12 protein-coding genes are annotated in these 15720 nt (G+C 68.7%); 7 read left to right on the top strand and 5 right to left on the bottom strand.

Going from position 1 to position 15720, the window contains the following annotated elements; all coding sequences use genetic code 11:
• Nucleotides 1–315: SdpI family protein (locus NN4_RS37300; protein ID WP_147141004.1), on the bottom strand; the 315-nt coding region annotated here is incomplete at its 3' end.
• 352 nt (nt 316–667) lie between these two features.
• Between NN4_RS37300 and leuS the strand changes: the two genes are divergently transcribed.
• The gene (leuS, locus tag NN4_RS37295) at nt 668–3514 is read left to right on the top strand and encodes a leucine--tRNA ligase (RefSeq protein ID WP_147141003.1); all 2847 of its coding nucleotides are present in this window, start codon (nt 668–670) and stop codon (nt 3512–3514) included.
• 77 nt (nt 3515–3591) lie between these two features.
• On the opposite strand, the gene NN4_RS37290 is transcribed toward leuS, so the two are convergent.
• The gene (locus NN4_RS37290) at nt 3592–4293 is read right to left on the bottom strand and encodes an SDR family oxidoreductase (protein ID WP_147141001.1); all 702 of its coding nucleotides are present in this window, start codon (nt 4291–4293) and stop codon (nt 3592–3594) included.
• A 196-nt stretch (nt 4294–4489) separates the two neighbouring features.
• Here NN4_RS37290 and ggh point away from each other — a divergent pair, with 196 nt between their 5' ends.
• Nucleotides 4490–5827 carry a glucosylglycerate hydrolase gene (ggh, locus tag NN4_RS37285; RefSeq protein WP_147141000.1) on the top strand — a complete coding sequence of 446 codons (1338 nt, stop codon included), beginning with the start codon at nt 4490–4492 and terminating at the stop codon, nt 5825–5827.
• 113 nt (nt 5828–5940) lie between these two features.
• Nucleotides 5941–6675, top strand: a complete 735-nt coding sequence (locus NN4_RS37280; RefSeq protein ID WP_135234019.1) for a glycoside hydrolase family 25 protein — start codon at nt 5941–5943, stop codon at nt 6673–6675.
• 73 nt (nt 6676–6748) lie between these two features.
• Here the strand turns inward: NN4_RS37280 and NN4_RS37275 are convergent, their stop codons facing one another.
• From NN4_RS37275 to NN4_RS37265, 3 genes are all read right to left on the bottom strand, one after another.
• Entirely contained in the window at nt 6749–8815 is a 2067-nt protein-coding gene (locus NN4_RS37275; protein ID WP_147140998.1) for a PhoX family protein, read from the bottom strand.
• Nucleotides 8816–8968: 153 nt separating this feature from the next.
• Entirely contained in the window at nt 8969–9769 is an 801-nt protein-coding gene (locus NN4_RS37270; RefSeq protein WP_147140996.1) for a hypothetical protein, read from the bottom strand.
• Between the two features lie 113 nt (nt 9770–9882).
• Complete coding sequence (locus tag NN4_RS37265) at nt 9883–10413, bottom strand: lipoprotein LpqH (RefSeq protein ID WP_147140994.1); 531 nt, start codon at nt 10411–10413, stop codon at nt 9883–9885.
• Between the two features lie 145 nt (nt 10414–10558).
• On the opposite strand from NN4_RS37265, the gene NN4_RS37260 reads away from it, so the two are divergent.
• The 4 genes from NN4_RS37260 to NN4_RS37245 are packed head-to-tail and all read left to right on the top strand — an operon-like array spanning nt 10559 to nt 15717.
• A complete protein-coding gene (locus NN4_RS37260) occupies nt 10559–11914 on the top strand; it encodes a hypothetical protein (protein ID WP_147141016.1) in 1356 nt (451 codons plus the stop codon).
• The gene (locus NN4_RS37255; RefSeq protein ID WP_246181295.1) at nt 11914–12936 is read left to right on the top strand and encodes a hypothetical protein; all 1023 of its coding nucleotides are present in this window, start codon (nt 11914–11916) and stop codon (nt 12934–12936) included. The genes NN4_RS37260 and NN4_RS37255 overlap by 1 nt, the downstream gene beginning before the upstream one ends.
• Nucleotide 12937: 1 nt before the next feature.
• On the top strand, nt 12938–14458 hold the full coding sequence (locus NN4_RS37250) for a tetratricopeptide repeat protein (RefSeq protein WP_147140992.1): 1521 nt from the start codon (nt 12938–12940) through the stop codon (nt 14456–14458).
• Nucleotides 14455–15717: a CHAT domain-containing protein gene (locus NN4_RS37245; RefSeq protein ID WP_147140990.1), complete on the top strand. Its 1263-nt coding sequence runs from the start codon at nt 14455–14457 to the stop codon at nt 15715–15717. The genes NN4_RS37250 and NN4_RS37245 overlap by 4 nt, the downstream gene beginning before the upstream one ends.
• Nucleotides 15718–15720: the final 3 nt, after the last annotated feature.

Raw genomic sequence — 15720 nt, 5'->3', positions numbered from 1 at the left:
GGTCGAGGCCGCGGCGTTGGCGCCCGCGCCGAGGGTGAACAGGGCGACGATGGCCGCACCCGCGCCGACGAGCAGAGCGACGAGGCCGCTCGCGGCGAGCGCGACGAGACCACCGGCGAACAGCAGCGCCCCGGCCGCCAATGAGGTGGGGGCGGCGACACGATTCGCGATGCGGAAGGTCTCGTCGTCGGACAGCGCGGCCTCGGTGTGCACCCCGACGAAGCGGTTGCGCGGCAGCCTGCCGATCAGCCCGAGTGCGCCGGTTGTGACGGCCACGAGGGCCAGCACGAACAGGACGAGAGCGACGACGAACACCCATGCAGGCTAGCGCATCGGTGCTATCGGCCCGCCGGGCGCTCCCCCGCAACCGACCAGCACTCGACAGTCCACCACCCCGGACGAGCGCTTTCCACACTGCCCCGCGGCAGGTTGCCGACGTAGCAACCAAACGCATTGTTGGGTCCGCTCAGCTGGGAACGACAACTCGCGAGTAACGCGAAGGCGGTGCGGCGCAGTCGCATACCGACGGGCGGGTAACTTCGTTCCCGGCGCGGAAGCGGACGCGCCGTAGGAGTCCGCACAGCCCGATTTTCAGTACTGCGGTCCGCACGTTCTACCCTGATAGACGAAGTTTGTCGGGGATCGGCGATCACAAGAAGGCAGGACCGTGCAGGACACTCGTGCAACCGATAGCGATGTACCCGAGCATCGGTATAACGCCGAGCTTGCCGGCCGCATCGAACAGCGGTGGCAGCGGACTTGGGCGGAGCGTGGCACCTTCCACGCGCCGAACCCGGTCGGCCCACTCGCGGGTGACACCCCGGCCGACAAGCTGTTCATCCAGGACATGTTCCCGTACCCCTCGGGTGCGGGCCTGCACGTCGGGCATCCACTCGGCTACATCGCCACCGATGTCTTCGCGCGCTATCACCGGATGCACGGCCGCAATGTGCTGCACGCCCTCGGCTTCGACGCCTTCGGCCTGCCCGCCGAGCAGTACGCGGTGCAGACCGGCGCGCACCCGCGGGTGACCACCGAGTCGAATATCGCCAACATGCAGCGCCAGCTGGGCAGGCTGGGGCTGGGCCACGACGATCGGCGTTCGTTCGCGACGACCGATCCGGAGTACTACCGCTGGACCCAGTGGATCTTCCTGCGCATCTACAACTCCTGGTACGACCAGGAGTTGAACCGGGCGCGCCCGATCGCGGAGCTGGCCGACCAGTTCGCCAGTGGCGCACGGCCGGTCCCGGACGGGAAGTCCTGGGCCGAGCTGAGCACCGCCGAGCGCGGGGCGCTGCTGGACTCCTATCGCCTGGTGTACCTGACCGATTCGATGGTCAACTGGTGCCCCGGTCTGGGCACGGTGCTGTCCAACGAGGAGGTCACCGCCGACGGACGCAGCGAGCGCGGCAACTTCCCGGTGTTCCGTAAGCGCCTGTGGCAGTGGATGATGCGGATCACCGCCTACGCCGACCGGCTGATCGACGACCTGGACCACCTGGACTGGTCGGATCAGGTGAAAACGATGCAGCGCAACTGGATCGGGCGTTCGCGCGGCGCGCAGGTGAAGTTCGACGTGGCGGGCGAACAGATCGAGGTCTTCACCACCCGCCCCGACACCCTGTTCGGCGCGACCTACGTCGTGCTGGCACCGGAACACGAGCTGGTCGACAAGCTGACCGCGGCGGACTGGCCCGCGGGCACCGATCCGCGCTGGACCAACGGCAACGCCGCGAATCCCGCGGAAGCCGTTGCGGCCTACCGCAAGTCGATCATTGCCAAGTCGGATCTGGAACGGCAGGAGAACAAGGAGAAGACCGGCGTCTTCCTCGGCGTCCATGCCGTCAACCCGGCCAACGGCGCGGCCGTTCCGGTCTTCGTCGCCGACTACGTGCTGAGCGGTTACGGCACCGGCGCGATCATGGCCGTGCCCGGCCACGACCAGCGCGACTGGGAGTTCGCCACCGCGCTGGGCCTGCCGATCGTGCAGGTGATCACCGGCGGCGATATCACCGAGGCCGCCTACTCCGGCGACGGCGAGCTGGTGAACTCCGGCTATCTCGACGGCCTGTCCGTCGAGGACGCCAAGGCGACCATCATCGCCAGGCTGGAGACCGAGGGGCACGGCAACGGCACCATCCAGTACAAGCTGCGCGACTGGTTGTTCGCGCGGCAGCGCTACTGGGGCGAGCCGTTCCCGATCGTCTTCGACGAGGACGACCGGCCGCACGCGTTGCCCGAATCGATGCTGCCGGTACAGCTTCCGGAGCTCGACGATTTCGCGCCGGTCACCTTCGACCCGAACGACGCCGACTCCCAGCCGTCCCCGCCGCTGGCCAAAGCGACCGACTGGGTCAACGTCGAGCTGGACCTGGGCGACGGGCTCAAGAAGTACCGCCGCGACACCAACGTCATGCCGAACTGGGCGGGCAGCTCCTGGTATCAGCTGCGCTATGCCGACCCGACCAACTCGGAAGTGTTCTGCGCCAAGGAGAACGAGCAGTACTGGCTGGGCCCGCGCCCGGCCGAGCACGGCCCGGACGATCCCGGCGGCGTCGACCTGTACATCGGCGGCATGGAGCACGCGGTGCTGCATCTGCTGTATGCGCGGTTCTGGCAGAAGGTGCTGTTCGATCTGGGTGACGTCAGCGGCAGCGAGCCCTACCGGAAGCTGTTCAACCAGGGCTACATCCAGGCCTACGCCTACACCGACGAGCGCGGCGCGTACGTGCCCGCCGCCGAGATCGTCGAGCGGGACGGCAAGTTCTACTGGACCGATCCGACCGGCACCGAGATCGAGGTGTTCCAGGAGTACGGCAAGATCGGCAAGTCGCTGAAGAACGCGGTCTCGCCGGACGAGATGTACGACCTGTACGGCGCGGACACCTTCCGCTTCTACGAGATGTCGATGGGTCCGCTGGACAGCTCGCGGCCGTGGGCGACCAAGGATGTCGTCGGCGCGCACCGGTTCTTGCAGCGGGTGTGGCGGCTGGTCGTGGACGAGGAGACCGGCGGGGTGCGCGTCGCCGACACCGCCCCGTCGGCGGAAACCCTGCGACTGCTGCACAAGACGATCGCCGGTGTCGACGAGGACTATGCCGCGCTGCGCGACAACACCGCGGGCGCCAAGCTGATCGAGCTGACCAACCACCTCACCAAGACCTACCCCGAAGGCGCGCCGCGCACGGTGGTGGAGTCGCTGGTGCTGATGCTCGCGCCGCTGTCACCGCACATCGCCGAGGAACTGTGGGATCGCCTGGGGCACACCACCTCCCTGGCACACGGGCCGTTCCCGGTGGCCGATCCGGCGCTGCTCGTCGACGAGTCGGTCGAGTACCCGATTCAGGTGAACGGCAAGGTGCGCAGCCGGATTCAGGTGCCCGCGGACGCGGACAACGCAGCCATCGAAGCGGCCGCGCTGGCCGACGAGAAGATCGCCGCGCTGTTGAACGGTGCGGCCCCGCGCAAGCTGATCGTCGTCCCCGGCCGTCTGATCAATATCGTCGCATAGGCAGCGGACGGGACCTCGTCCTCCGGCGAGGTCCCGTCTACCAGCGAAGTTCTGTCCGTGGCTTCGAGCGGCCCTGGCTAGCTGGACGCGGGCCGCAGCACGATCTCCGTCGGGTGCCCGTCCCGCGATGTCTCGACCGCATTGCGCACCGCACCCGCGACGGTCTCCGCGCGCAGCAACTGCTCCGGCCGGTACTCGCGGCCCTCCTGCGCGATGATCTCGCGCTGCATGTCGGTGTCGATGCGGCCGGGATGAATCGAGGTCACCCGCAGCGACGGCTCCTCCAGCCGCAGCGCGTCGGCGAAGGCGCGCAGCCCGAACTTGCTCGCGGCATAGGAGGCCCACCCCGCGTTCGCGCGCAGCCCGGCGCCCGAATTGATCAGCAGCACATGGCCGTCCGCCGCGCGCAGCGCGGGCAGCAGCACCCTGGTCAGCTCGACCACCGCGATCAGGTTGGCCTCCAATGTTTTTCGCCACTGCTCGACGGTGGAGTCGGCGATGGTGCCCAGATCTTGAATACCGGCGTTGTGCACGAGCACGTCCAGCCGCCGGATCGGCGCGGCCGCCGTCGCCACCGCCGCGTAGTCGGTCAACTCGACCGGCCAGCCGGTCGCGTCGGGTATCTCTTTCAGGATGTCGCGCAGTGCGTCGGCGGACCTGGCGCCGAGCAGCAGCTCGTGCGACGGCGCGAGCTCGCGGGCGATCGCGGCGCCGAGCCCGCGGCTGGCGCCGGTGATCAGCGCGGTGGGCTTCGGAGAGCTGGTCACGGCATAGGTCATGCGCCCCACCGTAATAGCTCGGCAAAACGCAGCGATGCACGCATACAGCGACAGTCGAATCTCGAGCAGCGAATTACGGACGGGGCATTCGAGCGTGAGAACCGCCGAGCACGAGCCGCCCGCCGACGGGTGGGACCAGGCCGAGTCGGACACCGCCGAACGGGCGTACTTACGGGTGGCACCGCAGAATAGGGGGATGGCACACCCGGGTTTCACCCCGACACAGCTCGCGGCCCGCGCCGCCTACCTGCTGCGCGGCAACGACCTGGGCACCATGACCAGCGCGGCGCCGCGGCTGTATCCGCACATGTGGAGCTGGGATGCCGCGTTCGTGGCCGTCGGGCTGGCGCCGCTGAGCGTGGAGCGCGCGGTCATCGAGCTGGACACGCTGCTCTCGGCGCAGTGGAAGAACGGCATGATCCCGCACATCGTCTTCGCCAACGGCGTCGACGGCTACTTCCCCGGCCCGTCCCGGTGGGAGTGCCGCAAGCTGGCCGCCAACGCCCCCGACGGCCCGGACACCTCGGGCATCACCCAGCCGCCGGTGCACGCCATCGCGGTCCAGCGCATCCTCGACCACTCCCGGCGGCACGGCCGCAGCACACGGGCGGTCGCCGAGGAGTTCCTGAACCGCCGCTGGCCGGACCTGGTGCGCTGGCATCGCTGGCTGGCGCACGCCCGCGACCCCAAGGACATCGGGCGGATCACGCTGTATCACGGCTGGGAATCCGGCATGGACAACTCACCGCGCTGGGACCGGGCCTACGACAACGTGGTCCCCGGCGACCTGCCGCCGTACCACCGCGAGGACGTGCTGGTGGTCGCCGATCCGACGCAGCGGCCGAGCGACCGCGAATACGACCGCTACCTGTGGCTGGTCGAGCAGATGCGCCGGGCGGGTTACGACGATTACCAGCTGTCCTCCACGATGAGTTTCGCCGTCGAGGATGTGTTCGTCACCGGGATCTTCGCGCTGGCCTGCGAGGTGCTCGCCAATATCGGTGAGGAGTACAAGCAGCCGCACGCCGACGTGCGCGAGTTGTACGCGTGGGCCGACCGCTTCCGGGCCGGCGTGGTCGCGACCACCGATGCCCGCACCGGCGCGGCCAGGGACTTCGACGTGCGGTTGCAGCGCTGGATCGGCACCGAGACGCTGTCGATGTTCGCGCCGCTGCTGTGCGGCGGGCTGCCGCGCGACACCGAACGCGCGCTGCTGCGCACGTTCGAGGGGCCGCGTTTCTGCGGGCACCCGGATCTGCGCTACGCGCTGCCGCCGTCGACCTCGCCGGTGTCGCGCGACTTCCGCTCGCGCGAGTACTGGCGTGGTCCGGTGTGGCCGGTGATGAGCTGGCTGTTCTCCTGGGTGTTCGCCCGGCGCGGGTGGGCCGAGCGGTCGTTCATGCTGCGCGCCGAGGGTCTGCGCCAGGCCAGCGACGGCAGTTTCGCCGAGTACTACGAGCCGTTCACCGGGGAGCCGCTCGGCAGCATGCAGCAGTCGTGGACGGCCGCTTCGGTGCTCGACTGGCTCGGCTGAGCCCGGAAACCAGGGATTTGCGGGCGGTCAGCGCGGTGTTCAGGTAAACGTTGCGCAACTGCCTCTTCCGTAACACTGGTCACAGGTAGATCAAATAGCTATCGTCGAACGCCATGGACACCCCTCGTTGGAGCTCGACCATCCGTCGTCGCGGCACGGCCCTGTCCCTCATCGCGCTATCCGGCATCCTCACGGCTACCTTGTCCGGCACCGCGGCGGCCGCGCCGACCGGGCCGGACGTCTCGTCCTGGCAGCACATCGACGGCAGGCTGATCGACTGGTTCGCGGTGAAGCGGGCCGGGCACGACTTCGCCATGGTCAAGGCGACCGAGGGCGTGAGCTACATCAATCCCTACTTCGTGCCGGACAGCCTGCTGATGCGGGCCGCGGGCGTCGCGCGCGGGACCTACCACTACGCCCGGCCGAACCTGCCGCCGGAACCGCAGGCCGCGCTCTACGCCACGGTGGTGCTCGGCCAGAACGGCGCACTGGACCTGCCGCCGGTCCTCGATCTGGAGACCACCGGCGGGCTGGCTCCCGCCGCGCTGATCGACTGGACCCGCCGCTATCTGAACACGGTGCAGGCGCTGACCGGACGGACCCCGATCGTCTACACGTATCCGAACTTCTGGCGCACGGCGATGGCCGACACCAACGAGTTCACCCGGTACCCGCTGTGGATCGCCGACTATCGCGGCAACGAGGCACCCGAGGTGCCGGGCGGCTGGCCGACCTGGACGTTCTGGCAGACCACCGACAGCGGCGGCATCGACGGCATCACCGGCCGCACCGACTTGAACGTATACAGCGGCGCGCAAGGCGATTTCGCGCGCTTCGCCAACATGTAGCGACCGCCGAAACCACGAAACCGCCACTCCTGCAGGTAGGTTCAGTGGCGGCTTCGTGGGGAAAGGCCGGGGGTTACGCGCCGATCCGGCCGCCGTTCTTCTTCCACACGACCGCGACCGAGGCGCGCGGTTGTGCGGTGCCGCCATCGGGCCAGTGCGACAACGGATTCTCCGGCGTCGCGTCGTCGGCCTCACCGGGATGCTGCACGCACACCAGGACGCGCGACTCGGTGACCACCGGGCCACACGTCTCGGCGCCGCGCGGCACGGTCAGGAACTGTTTGGTCGCACCACGATTCGGGCCGTCGAGCACCACCGAGAACAAGCCGTCATTGGACTTGAGGGCATTGCCGTCGGTGGAGATCCACAGGTTGCCGTACGGGTCGAAGGCCAGGTTGTCCGGGCAGGAGATCGGGCTGACCTTGGACTTGTCGAAGCCCGCGAAGTAGGTGTCGGCGGCGTTCGGGTCGCCGCAGACCAGCAGCAGCGACCAGGTGAACTTCGTGCCGGTGTGGTCGTCGTCGATCTCGAGGACCTGGCCGTTCTTGTTCAGGTTGCGCGGGTTCGCCTCGTCCGGCCCCTGCTTGCCATCCTTGCCGCGGTTGTCGTTGTTGGTCAGCGCCACATACACCTTGCCGGTGTACGGGTTGGCCTCGAAGTCCTCCGGGCGGTCCATCTTGGTGGCGCCGACCTTGTCCGCGGCCAGCCGGGTGAACACCGCGACCTCTTCCGCGCTCATGCCCTCGACCAGCGACTTGCCCTTGCCGTCCGCGCCCGTCTCCAGCAGCGGAATCCATTGGCCCGTACCGGTGAAGCCCTTGTCCGAGGGCTTGGCGCCAGTGCCGTCGATCTTGTCGGCGTGGTCGCCGGTCAGCTTCGCGACGTACAGCGTGCCCGCGTCCAGGATGGTCAGGTTGTGCCGCATGCTCGACGCACCGCTGCCCGACTGCACCTTGCGGGTGGACACGAATTTGTACATGTAGTCGAACTTTTCGTCGTCGCCGGTGTAGGAGACGACGTCACCGCTTTTGGTGACGTAGATGCTGGCGCCCTCGTGCTTGAGCCTGCCCATCGCGGTGTGCTTGATCGGCGTCGAGGTGGGATCCCACGGGTCGATCTCGACGACATAGCCGAATCGGTTGGCCTCGTTCGGTTCCTGCGCGAGGTCGAAGCGCTTGTCGGTGCGCTCCCAGCCGTTGGGCGTCTTGCCCGCGGTGAAGCCGTACCGCTTGAGCCGGGCCGCGGCGGTGGCTTCGGTGGCCTTGTCGCCGTTGGCGAAGTAGCCGTTGAAGTTCTCTTCACCGGAAAGCACAGTGCCCCAGGGCGTTACGCCGCCCGCGCAGTTGGCGATGGTGCCGAGCACCTTGGTGCCGGTCGGGTCCGCGGCGGTCTTGACCAGGTCGCTGCCCGCGGCAGGCCCGGTGAGCTGGAACTCGGTGGTCGCGGTGATCCTGCGGTTGTACTTGCCGAAGGCGGGCACCAGCTTGCCGGTGCCCGGCTCGCCGCGCACCTCGACGACGCTCAGCCCGTGCGCCGCCTGGGTGATCGCGATCTGCTCGTCGGTCGGCGCTTCCTTGTCGTAGCCGCGGAACATGTGCGGGCCGGTGGTGTACTCGTGGTTGACCACGAGCAGGAAGGCATTGGGCTGCCCCTCGATCGGGAGCAGCGCGGCGAAGTCGTTGTTGTAGCCGAACTGCTTGGCCTGCGCGGCCGCCGACTGCTTGTCGAAGTCGAAGGCGGGCGCATCGGCGAAAAGCGGGTCACCCCAGCGGATCACGACGGACTGGTCGTAGCCGTCCGGGACCACGATGGCGTCCTCTTTGTTCGGCGCGACCGCCGCGAACTCGGTACCGGTGCCGGGCGGACCGCTCGGCGAAGGAGAAGCGGAACCCGCCTTGTCGACATCGTCCCCGCAAGCAGCGAGCACACTGCCCGCGCCGACCGCGAGCACGGCCGCCGCGCCGCCCTTGATCAGTCCGCGCCGATTCAGGGAACTGACGATATCGCCGAAGTACGCACCACCGGAGGTGTTGGGCACCTCGTGGAAACAGGCGTTCGCACATTTGTATTCGCAGGTCACCGAAGCTCGTGCGGATTGCCCGTCGTGCTTCACGAAGAGGGCGAGGGGGATCAGGCTCACGGCCGAACCGTAAACGACCCGGACAATCCGGAAACGACGTAAAGGTGAACAGCTGACCAATTAGGGAACCCTCAGTTGTGCTGGCAACCACTCCGCACACACGAATGCCGCGCCGTTCGAGAATCTCGAAACAACGCGGCATTCGGTGCGGGGCTAGGCATTCACCGCAAGGGCGATGACGACCTCTTGCTCGTTCTCCGGCAGGTAGTGCACCCGCAGGATGCGGCCCACCTGCACCTGCCCGACACTGCTCGGTGCGAGGAACTTCTCCACTCGGGTGCCGAAGGTCGATCCGTCCGGGCGGGTGACGACCAGCCCGAGCGCGATCTTCGAGTGCCCGTCCCGGATCTCGCCGGTGACCGACAGCGACTGCACCACCGCCTGGGTGGCGATGCCGCGCTCGGCGATGTCGAGCTTGTGCCGGGTGGTGATGCCCTTGCGGATCATCGACTCGTTCATCGCCTGCTGCGCCATGGACGCATCACCCGACATATCCACCTCGACCTTGTCGGTCCGGCCAGGCAGGTAGCGCACCGGCAGCACCACCCCCGGCTGCAGCAGCGCCAATTCCGTCAGCGGCACAATCATTTTCGCCGTGGCGGTGAAGGTCTTCCCGTCGATGCCCTCAACGCTGAACTGGATGCGCACCTGCGGTTGGTCGTTGACGGTCACGCCGGTCTGCGCGAACGAGGTGATGGTGCCGAGCCCGACCAGGCCGTCGCGGAACTCGGCGCTGTTGCGCCCGGTGAAGGCCGCCATGATGCCGTCGCCGGTGAAGGCGAAGACCATGGGGACGAGGGTCAGCGCCAGGATCGGCAGCACCATCTGCCAGCCGATCCAGCCCAGGCCGGCTGGCTCGTAGTCCGACGAACTGGTGTAGGTGAGGCCGTGCAGGAGGTAGTAGCCGACGGCCAGGGCGGCGAGGGCGACGGTGATCCAGCGGATGTTTTTCATGATGTTCCTTGATGATTCGAAGAGTTCGGTGCCGATGTCGGCCCGCTCGAGTAGCACTCGAGCGGGCCGGGGACGGTTGCGGTCTGGGACCTGCGCGCTCACAAGCGCTGTGATCAGCCGCCGACGACGGTCGAGCAGGCGAAGGTGATGTCGAACTTCGACGTCTTCGGGCCGGCCAGCGGGTTGGCCAGGTCGGCGCTGACGCCCTCGCCGGTCACCTTGTAGGTGTTGCCGTCCTTGGTGAGCTTCGCCGAACCGCCGGGCATCCCGTTGCCGTAGCCGATCGCGTACGGCTGGCCCGCGTCGCCGCCCTTGCTGCCCGCGATACCCACCGCCTGCACGGTGTCGGTGCCGGTGACGGTGGCGCTGACCGAGAGGTTGCCGTAGGCGGCGTTGGCGGCGTCGGTCAGCGCGAGGGCCAAGGTGCCACCCTGCTTGGCGCAGGTGGTGGTGAACGTCGCGTCGAACGCCTTGCCGTCGACCGAGGCGGCGGACTTGCCCGACGGCGCCGGAGCGGCCTGCGGGGCGGGGGCGGCCGAGGACTTGGCCGGGGTGCTGCTCGCGTTGTCGCTGCACCCGGTGACGAAGAGGGCGGCAGCGGCGGCGGAAGCGACGAGGGCTGCGGTGACGGACTTGGTGTTCATGGTTTCTCCTGAGTTCGTTCGGCCCTGGGTGTCTGGGCCGATACGAGAAAGGTAGGAACGGTTCGCGGCCTACCGATCCCAGGTTTTGCCGGGGTCGAATCGGACATAAGTCCGTTAACCTGGTCGAATGCGACGACCGCGCGCCATGGTGCTCGACGAGGTGTGGCGCAAGCTCGACGGCGTCGAACCGCTCAGCGGTCCGCACGGCGGGCCGTTGCGCCGCACGGTGAAACTGATCCTCGATCCGCTGGTGATCCGGCCGGTGCAGCATCCCGCGTGCGCCGGGCCCATCGTGACGGCCGACGGCGCGGTGCTGCTCGCGGCCAGGGTGCACGCCGCGGCGGACGTGCTGCACGCGACGGCGGCCTGGTTCACGCTGCTCAAGCAGGTACGGCGGGCACTACGAATCACCGAGGGCAACCCGCAGGATCTGTACTTCCAGCGCTGTTTCGAGTTGGCGACGACCCGCGGCATGCCGGATACGGTGCGGGACAGGGCGGTAGCCGAAGCGACACTGCGCGACGTGCACGAGTATGCGGCGGGGCGCACCACTCAGGCGTTGAAAGAGTATGTCGCCGAACGGGCTCCAGAGCTGGCCGGGCTGATCGAGGTCGCTTGGCGCCGACGGCCGGTAACGGGCCCGGCGGGCGGTGACCACAGCGCGGCGTGCACTGCGCTACTCGACGCCTGCGCCGCGGCGCGGCTCGGGCAGCAGCGGGACAACGGGCAGGCGGCCTGGGATCGACTGGTGGCCGGGCATGCGGGAACTCATGCCGGAATACGGCTGTGGCGCAACGAATCCGGCTACTCGGCAGCCGAATTGGGGCTGACCGTGCACGTCGTGCCGCAGTCCCCCGCGGTCGGTGCGTCCGCCTCGACCTCCACCCTGGGGTTGCCATTCGATCGCACTGTCTACGAACGGGTTTTCACGGCACTCCAGGCTTCCAGCGAACGCGCTGAACTGCCGACCGTTCCGGAGTTGGTGGCCGCCGAGATCGCCAGGAGCTGTGCGCCATGGGCGCTGCTGGACGAGACGCTGCGGGTGGCCGCGACGGCCGGAGTCGCGCTGGCGAACGGGCTCGCGCCGATCGAGCCCACTGCTCGTGGCCAGCATTCCGAGGTCGGCATCGCCCTTGTAGCAGTGCAGGATTCGACGGAGACCACGGCACATCGAGTCATCAACAGCAGGTGGCAGCGTGAGGCCTACGTGCTACAGGCACGGCGGTTGGTGGTGCGGGTCGGCACCGAGTCGCCGCCGACCGGTCCGCTCGCGGCGATCGCCGCCGAGCTGTGCACACCGTGGCGTCCGTACCTGCGGCGACTGTGGGTTCGCCTGCACGGGCGCGATGTGCGCGAGTTCGCGGTGCACGACCCGGACGAGCTGTGGGATCTGCTCGACGGCGTGGCGCGCTCGGTCATCCTCGATCATCGGACGCGGGTCAAGCTGGCGTTGAGCGCCATTGCGGCCGAATCGGATTCGACGGAATCGAGGGCGAGCTGATGACCGGCACGGTGCAGGTTCGGCAGGCAGCCGACGGGCTGTGGATCATCGGGCCCGAAGGAGCGCCGACCGTTCTCGACGAAACGGCGGCCATCGACGTGCTGGTACTGGAGGCGGCGGGCGGGCACCTGACCTGGAGTCTGCTTGCCGGGCAGTCACTTCCGGCGGCGGTGCTCGATGATGTGAAGCTCGCGCAAGGGTGGCTATGGGCAGTCTTCGGTGAGCAGGTCGCGCTGGCGGTCGATGCGGGGGAAACCGGGGAACTGGTTGCCGTGCCCGGGATGCCGGAGCTGGTGACCGATGCGTGGCGACTCGGGTACGCGCACTGGGCGGCACGGTGGTGGCCCGCGTCGATCATCGACGGCATCGCCCCGCTGGACGAGCGGCTGCTGCGCGAAGAGATCGCGACGCTGTCGGCAGCATGCGAGCTGATCGTCGACGGCGCGGACGAGTACAGCGAAGCGGCTGAACAGCACGCCGACGAACTGGCTGATACACCCGGGCGGGCAGAGGATTACGCGCTCGCGGCAGGCCCGGCGACGACTGTGCCGAGCGGGGCGTTGGTACTGGCCAGGGGTAGCGGCGGGTGGGACTGGCACCGCTGCCCGCCCGGACTGCTCGACGCGTCGGAGCAAGCCGTGTCGTGGGAAGTGTTGCGCGGAGCCGGAACTACGACCGTTCTGGTGCGGGTGGTTGCCGCAGCGCGTGGCGACGTGCCGTCACATCTGTATCCGCACGCGCTGGTACGGACATCCTCGGGCACCGCCGTGGCGCCACTGACACTCGCCGGGGACGTGTGGGGCGTCGAGGTGCCGGCACCGGAAGGCGCTGAATCTACTGTGACCGTGGAGGTATACGTGCCGGGTGTCGGCGGCCCCGAGCCGGGCAGCCCGGAAATGCGCCGCCGCGTGCGCGAGTTCGCCCTGTCGCGACTGAGCCGCGCGACCGACCCGACCGACCATCCCACTGACGCTCCCCTGTTGGCCGAAATCGCTGCCGCCGAATCGGATTCGGATTTCTGACATGACCGAAGAAGCACCCGCCGACGGTCGTGAGCTCCTGGTCGCGGGCGGTGACGCGTACAGCCGCGGCGACACAGCCGGGGCCCTGAGAATTTTCGAGGACGCCGCCCGGACCACCACCGGTGACGTCCGCCTCGGCGCCATCGTCAACGCGGCGAGCATGGCGGACGAGCTCGGTGACCACGTCAGATCGCTGAGCCTGTACCGCGAAGCGCTCGCCGCGATGCCTGCGGACGCGCCACGGTTGCGCCCCACCGCCTTGGTCAACATGTCGCAGGCGTTGCAGCACCTCGGCGAACTCGACGAAGCGCAAGCGGCATTGGAACAGGCGCGCGTATTGCTCGCCGACACCACCGATCAGGGCGTACTGCGCGTCTCCTGCCTGCTGTCCTTGACCGCCGTGGCGTTGCATCGTCAGCACTGGGCCGACGCCGCCGAACTGGCTACCGAGTCCCTGGACGCGGCATGGCGATTCGCGCCGCACCTGGCAGGACATCCGTTGATGAACCTGGCCGCAACGTATTTCGAGACCGGACGCCGTGACCTCGCCGTCGACTTCGCTCACCAGGCGCTCGCCGCGTTCGAGGCGGCCGGTGACCGCAATGCCGTCGCCGAGACCCAGCAGAACCTCGCCACCATGCTGGTCCGCGTCGAACGCTTCGACGAGGCGGAAGCGCCGCTGCGCGCCAGCCAGCAGTATTTCGAACGGGCCGGGCTGGGCTACCGCGCCGGAATCGGGCTCAAGACCTTGGCTTTCCTCGCCGAGGGCCGCGACGATCTCGGCCAGGCGCAGCAGCTGTACCGCCGCAGCCTGGCCTACTTCGTCGAGTCGGGCGCGGTGCTCGACGCCGCCGACCTGCGCATGCGCCTGTCCACCGTGGCCTTCAAAACCGGCCGGTTCGCCGAGTGCGAGGCGTTGCTGGCCGAGGCGTTCGGCGCGTATGCCGAACGTGGCCTCGGGCTGCACTGCGCTCAGCTGGATTTCTGGCATGCGACGCTGCTCGAAGGTGCCGTCGCCGCCTCGGACGCGCCCGCACCCGAGCTGCTCGCCCAGGCGGTCGACCTCGCCGTTCCGGCCGCGCTGGCCATCGATGCCGTGCGCTACACCCTCCCCAACGGCAACCAGCGCGACCAGTGGAACCGCCAGATCGCCGACCCGGCCATGCGATTGGCCTTCCGCTTCGCCTACCTCTCGGGCAACGGGCTGCTCCTTGCCGACCTGATCGAAACACAATGCGCGGGTACCACTGTGAATATCGATAGATCCGACGGCGGCCGTGCCGTTCGGCTGCCGCTCGAACTGCTCGACCCCCCTGCCGATCCCGCCGGACGAGCCGGTACGACCGCGCTCCAGCTGGGTGCCGCGCTGGCCGAAGTCGCGGCGAGCGCGGGCCTTCCGGTGTCGCCGCCGCCACGACTGGCGTTGGCCGCGGAGGGCCGGATCGCCTTGGACCCCTACATCGCCGCCGCCGAACAACGCTACGGCCGGGTGATCCGCGACAGCCGAGTGCTGACGGTATGACGCAGGACCAGCCGACCGTCGTGGTGCGCATGGCGGATGCCGGCGATGTGTACATGTCCTGGCGCTGGGCCGGGGACAGCGCGCCGCGCGGGGCCGCCATGCTGCCGGGTGAGCAGGTGGCGGCGGCCGTGCGACGACTCGCCGACGCCCTGCCGCACCCCGCTGAGCCGGGCGGTCTCGAACGATCGATGACCACCGGAGCGTTTGCCGCCCACGACACCGAGTACCTTGTCGCCCAGGCGCTTTCCCGGGCATTGCTGCCGCAGGGCCTGGCCGCCCAGCTGTACGAGCTGTCGCAGCGCGGAGTCCGTCCGCACATTCGCCTGCAACCATCGCCACGGGTGGCTCAGGTGCCGTGGGAGCTCATCGCCCCCGGCCCGGAGGTTCGGCTGATCGATATCGCCGACGTGAGCCTGCTGGCACCGGCCAGCATTGTGCACGCGCCGGAACGCCTGTCGCGCAGGTGGTCCGAGACGCAGCAGGCACCCGTCGTGGCCCTGCTTGACCCGCGCATTCCCGGCTTCCGGGCCGATTCGACGCTCGGCTCGGTGCTCGGTCGCATGGCGGCAAAAGCCCCACTGACCCAACGGATTGCCGCGTACGCAGCACAGGATCGCCTACTACCCGCGGTAGTCGACCCGACGGAAGTTTTCCGCCGGACCGATATCGACCGCAGCTGGCTGAGCGAGGCCCTACGCGACGGCGCGAGCCGACTGATCTACGTCGGCCACGTCACCGCCGCACCACCGGAATCCGGGCAGAGCGAAGACGCCGAACTCCATCTACCGTGCACCGCCGACACTCTCGGCTTCGCCGTGCCGAACCGCACCCATCGACCGTTGTCCGCCAAGGACTTCCTGCTGGGCACGCACACCCTCGCCACGGAACCCACGGACGGCCGCGAGCTTTGGCCCATCCCCAGCCGGGTGGCGTTGATCGCCTGCGAGAGCGGCGGGGACCTGCGCTTCACAGAGGCGCTCGGGCTGACCGCCGCCATGATCAACAACGGTGCCGAACTGGTGACGGCCAGTCGCTGGCCGCTGCCCACCGACCTCGCCTTCCACCGCATCGCGGGCGCACCCACGCACGCCCACCCGCTGCAAGACGCCATCTGCGCCATCGACGCGGCGCACGAACAACTGGACCCGGTGACCGCGCTCGCGCACTGGCAGCGCGAGCGACTGCAGGCCTGGCGCACCGAGCGCAGCATCGAGCACTCGCCGCTGCTGTGGTCGGCGTTCGCGACGCTGTGCGCCTGAGTC

This window comes from Nocardia ninae NBRC 108245, assembly GCF_007990755.1.
Lineage (GTDB): Bacteria > Actinomycetota > Actinomycetes > Mycobacteriales > Mycobacteriaceae > Nocardia > Nocardia ninae.
The sequence above is the reverse complement of the archived record's forward strand: the minus strand, read 5'-3'. Positions and strand labels throughout refer to the sequence as shown.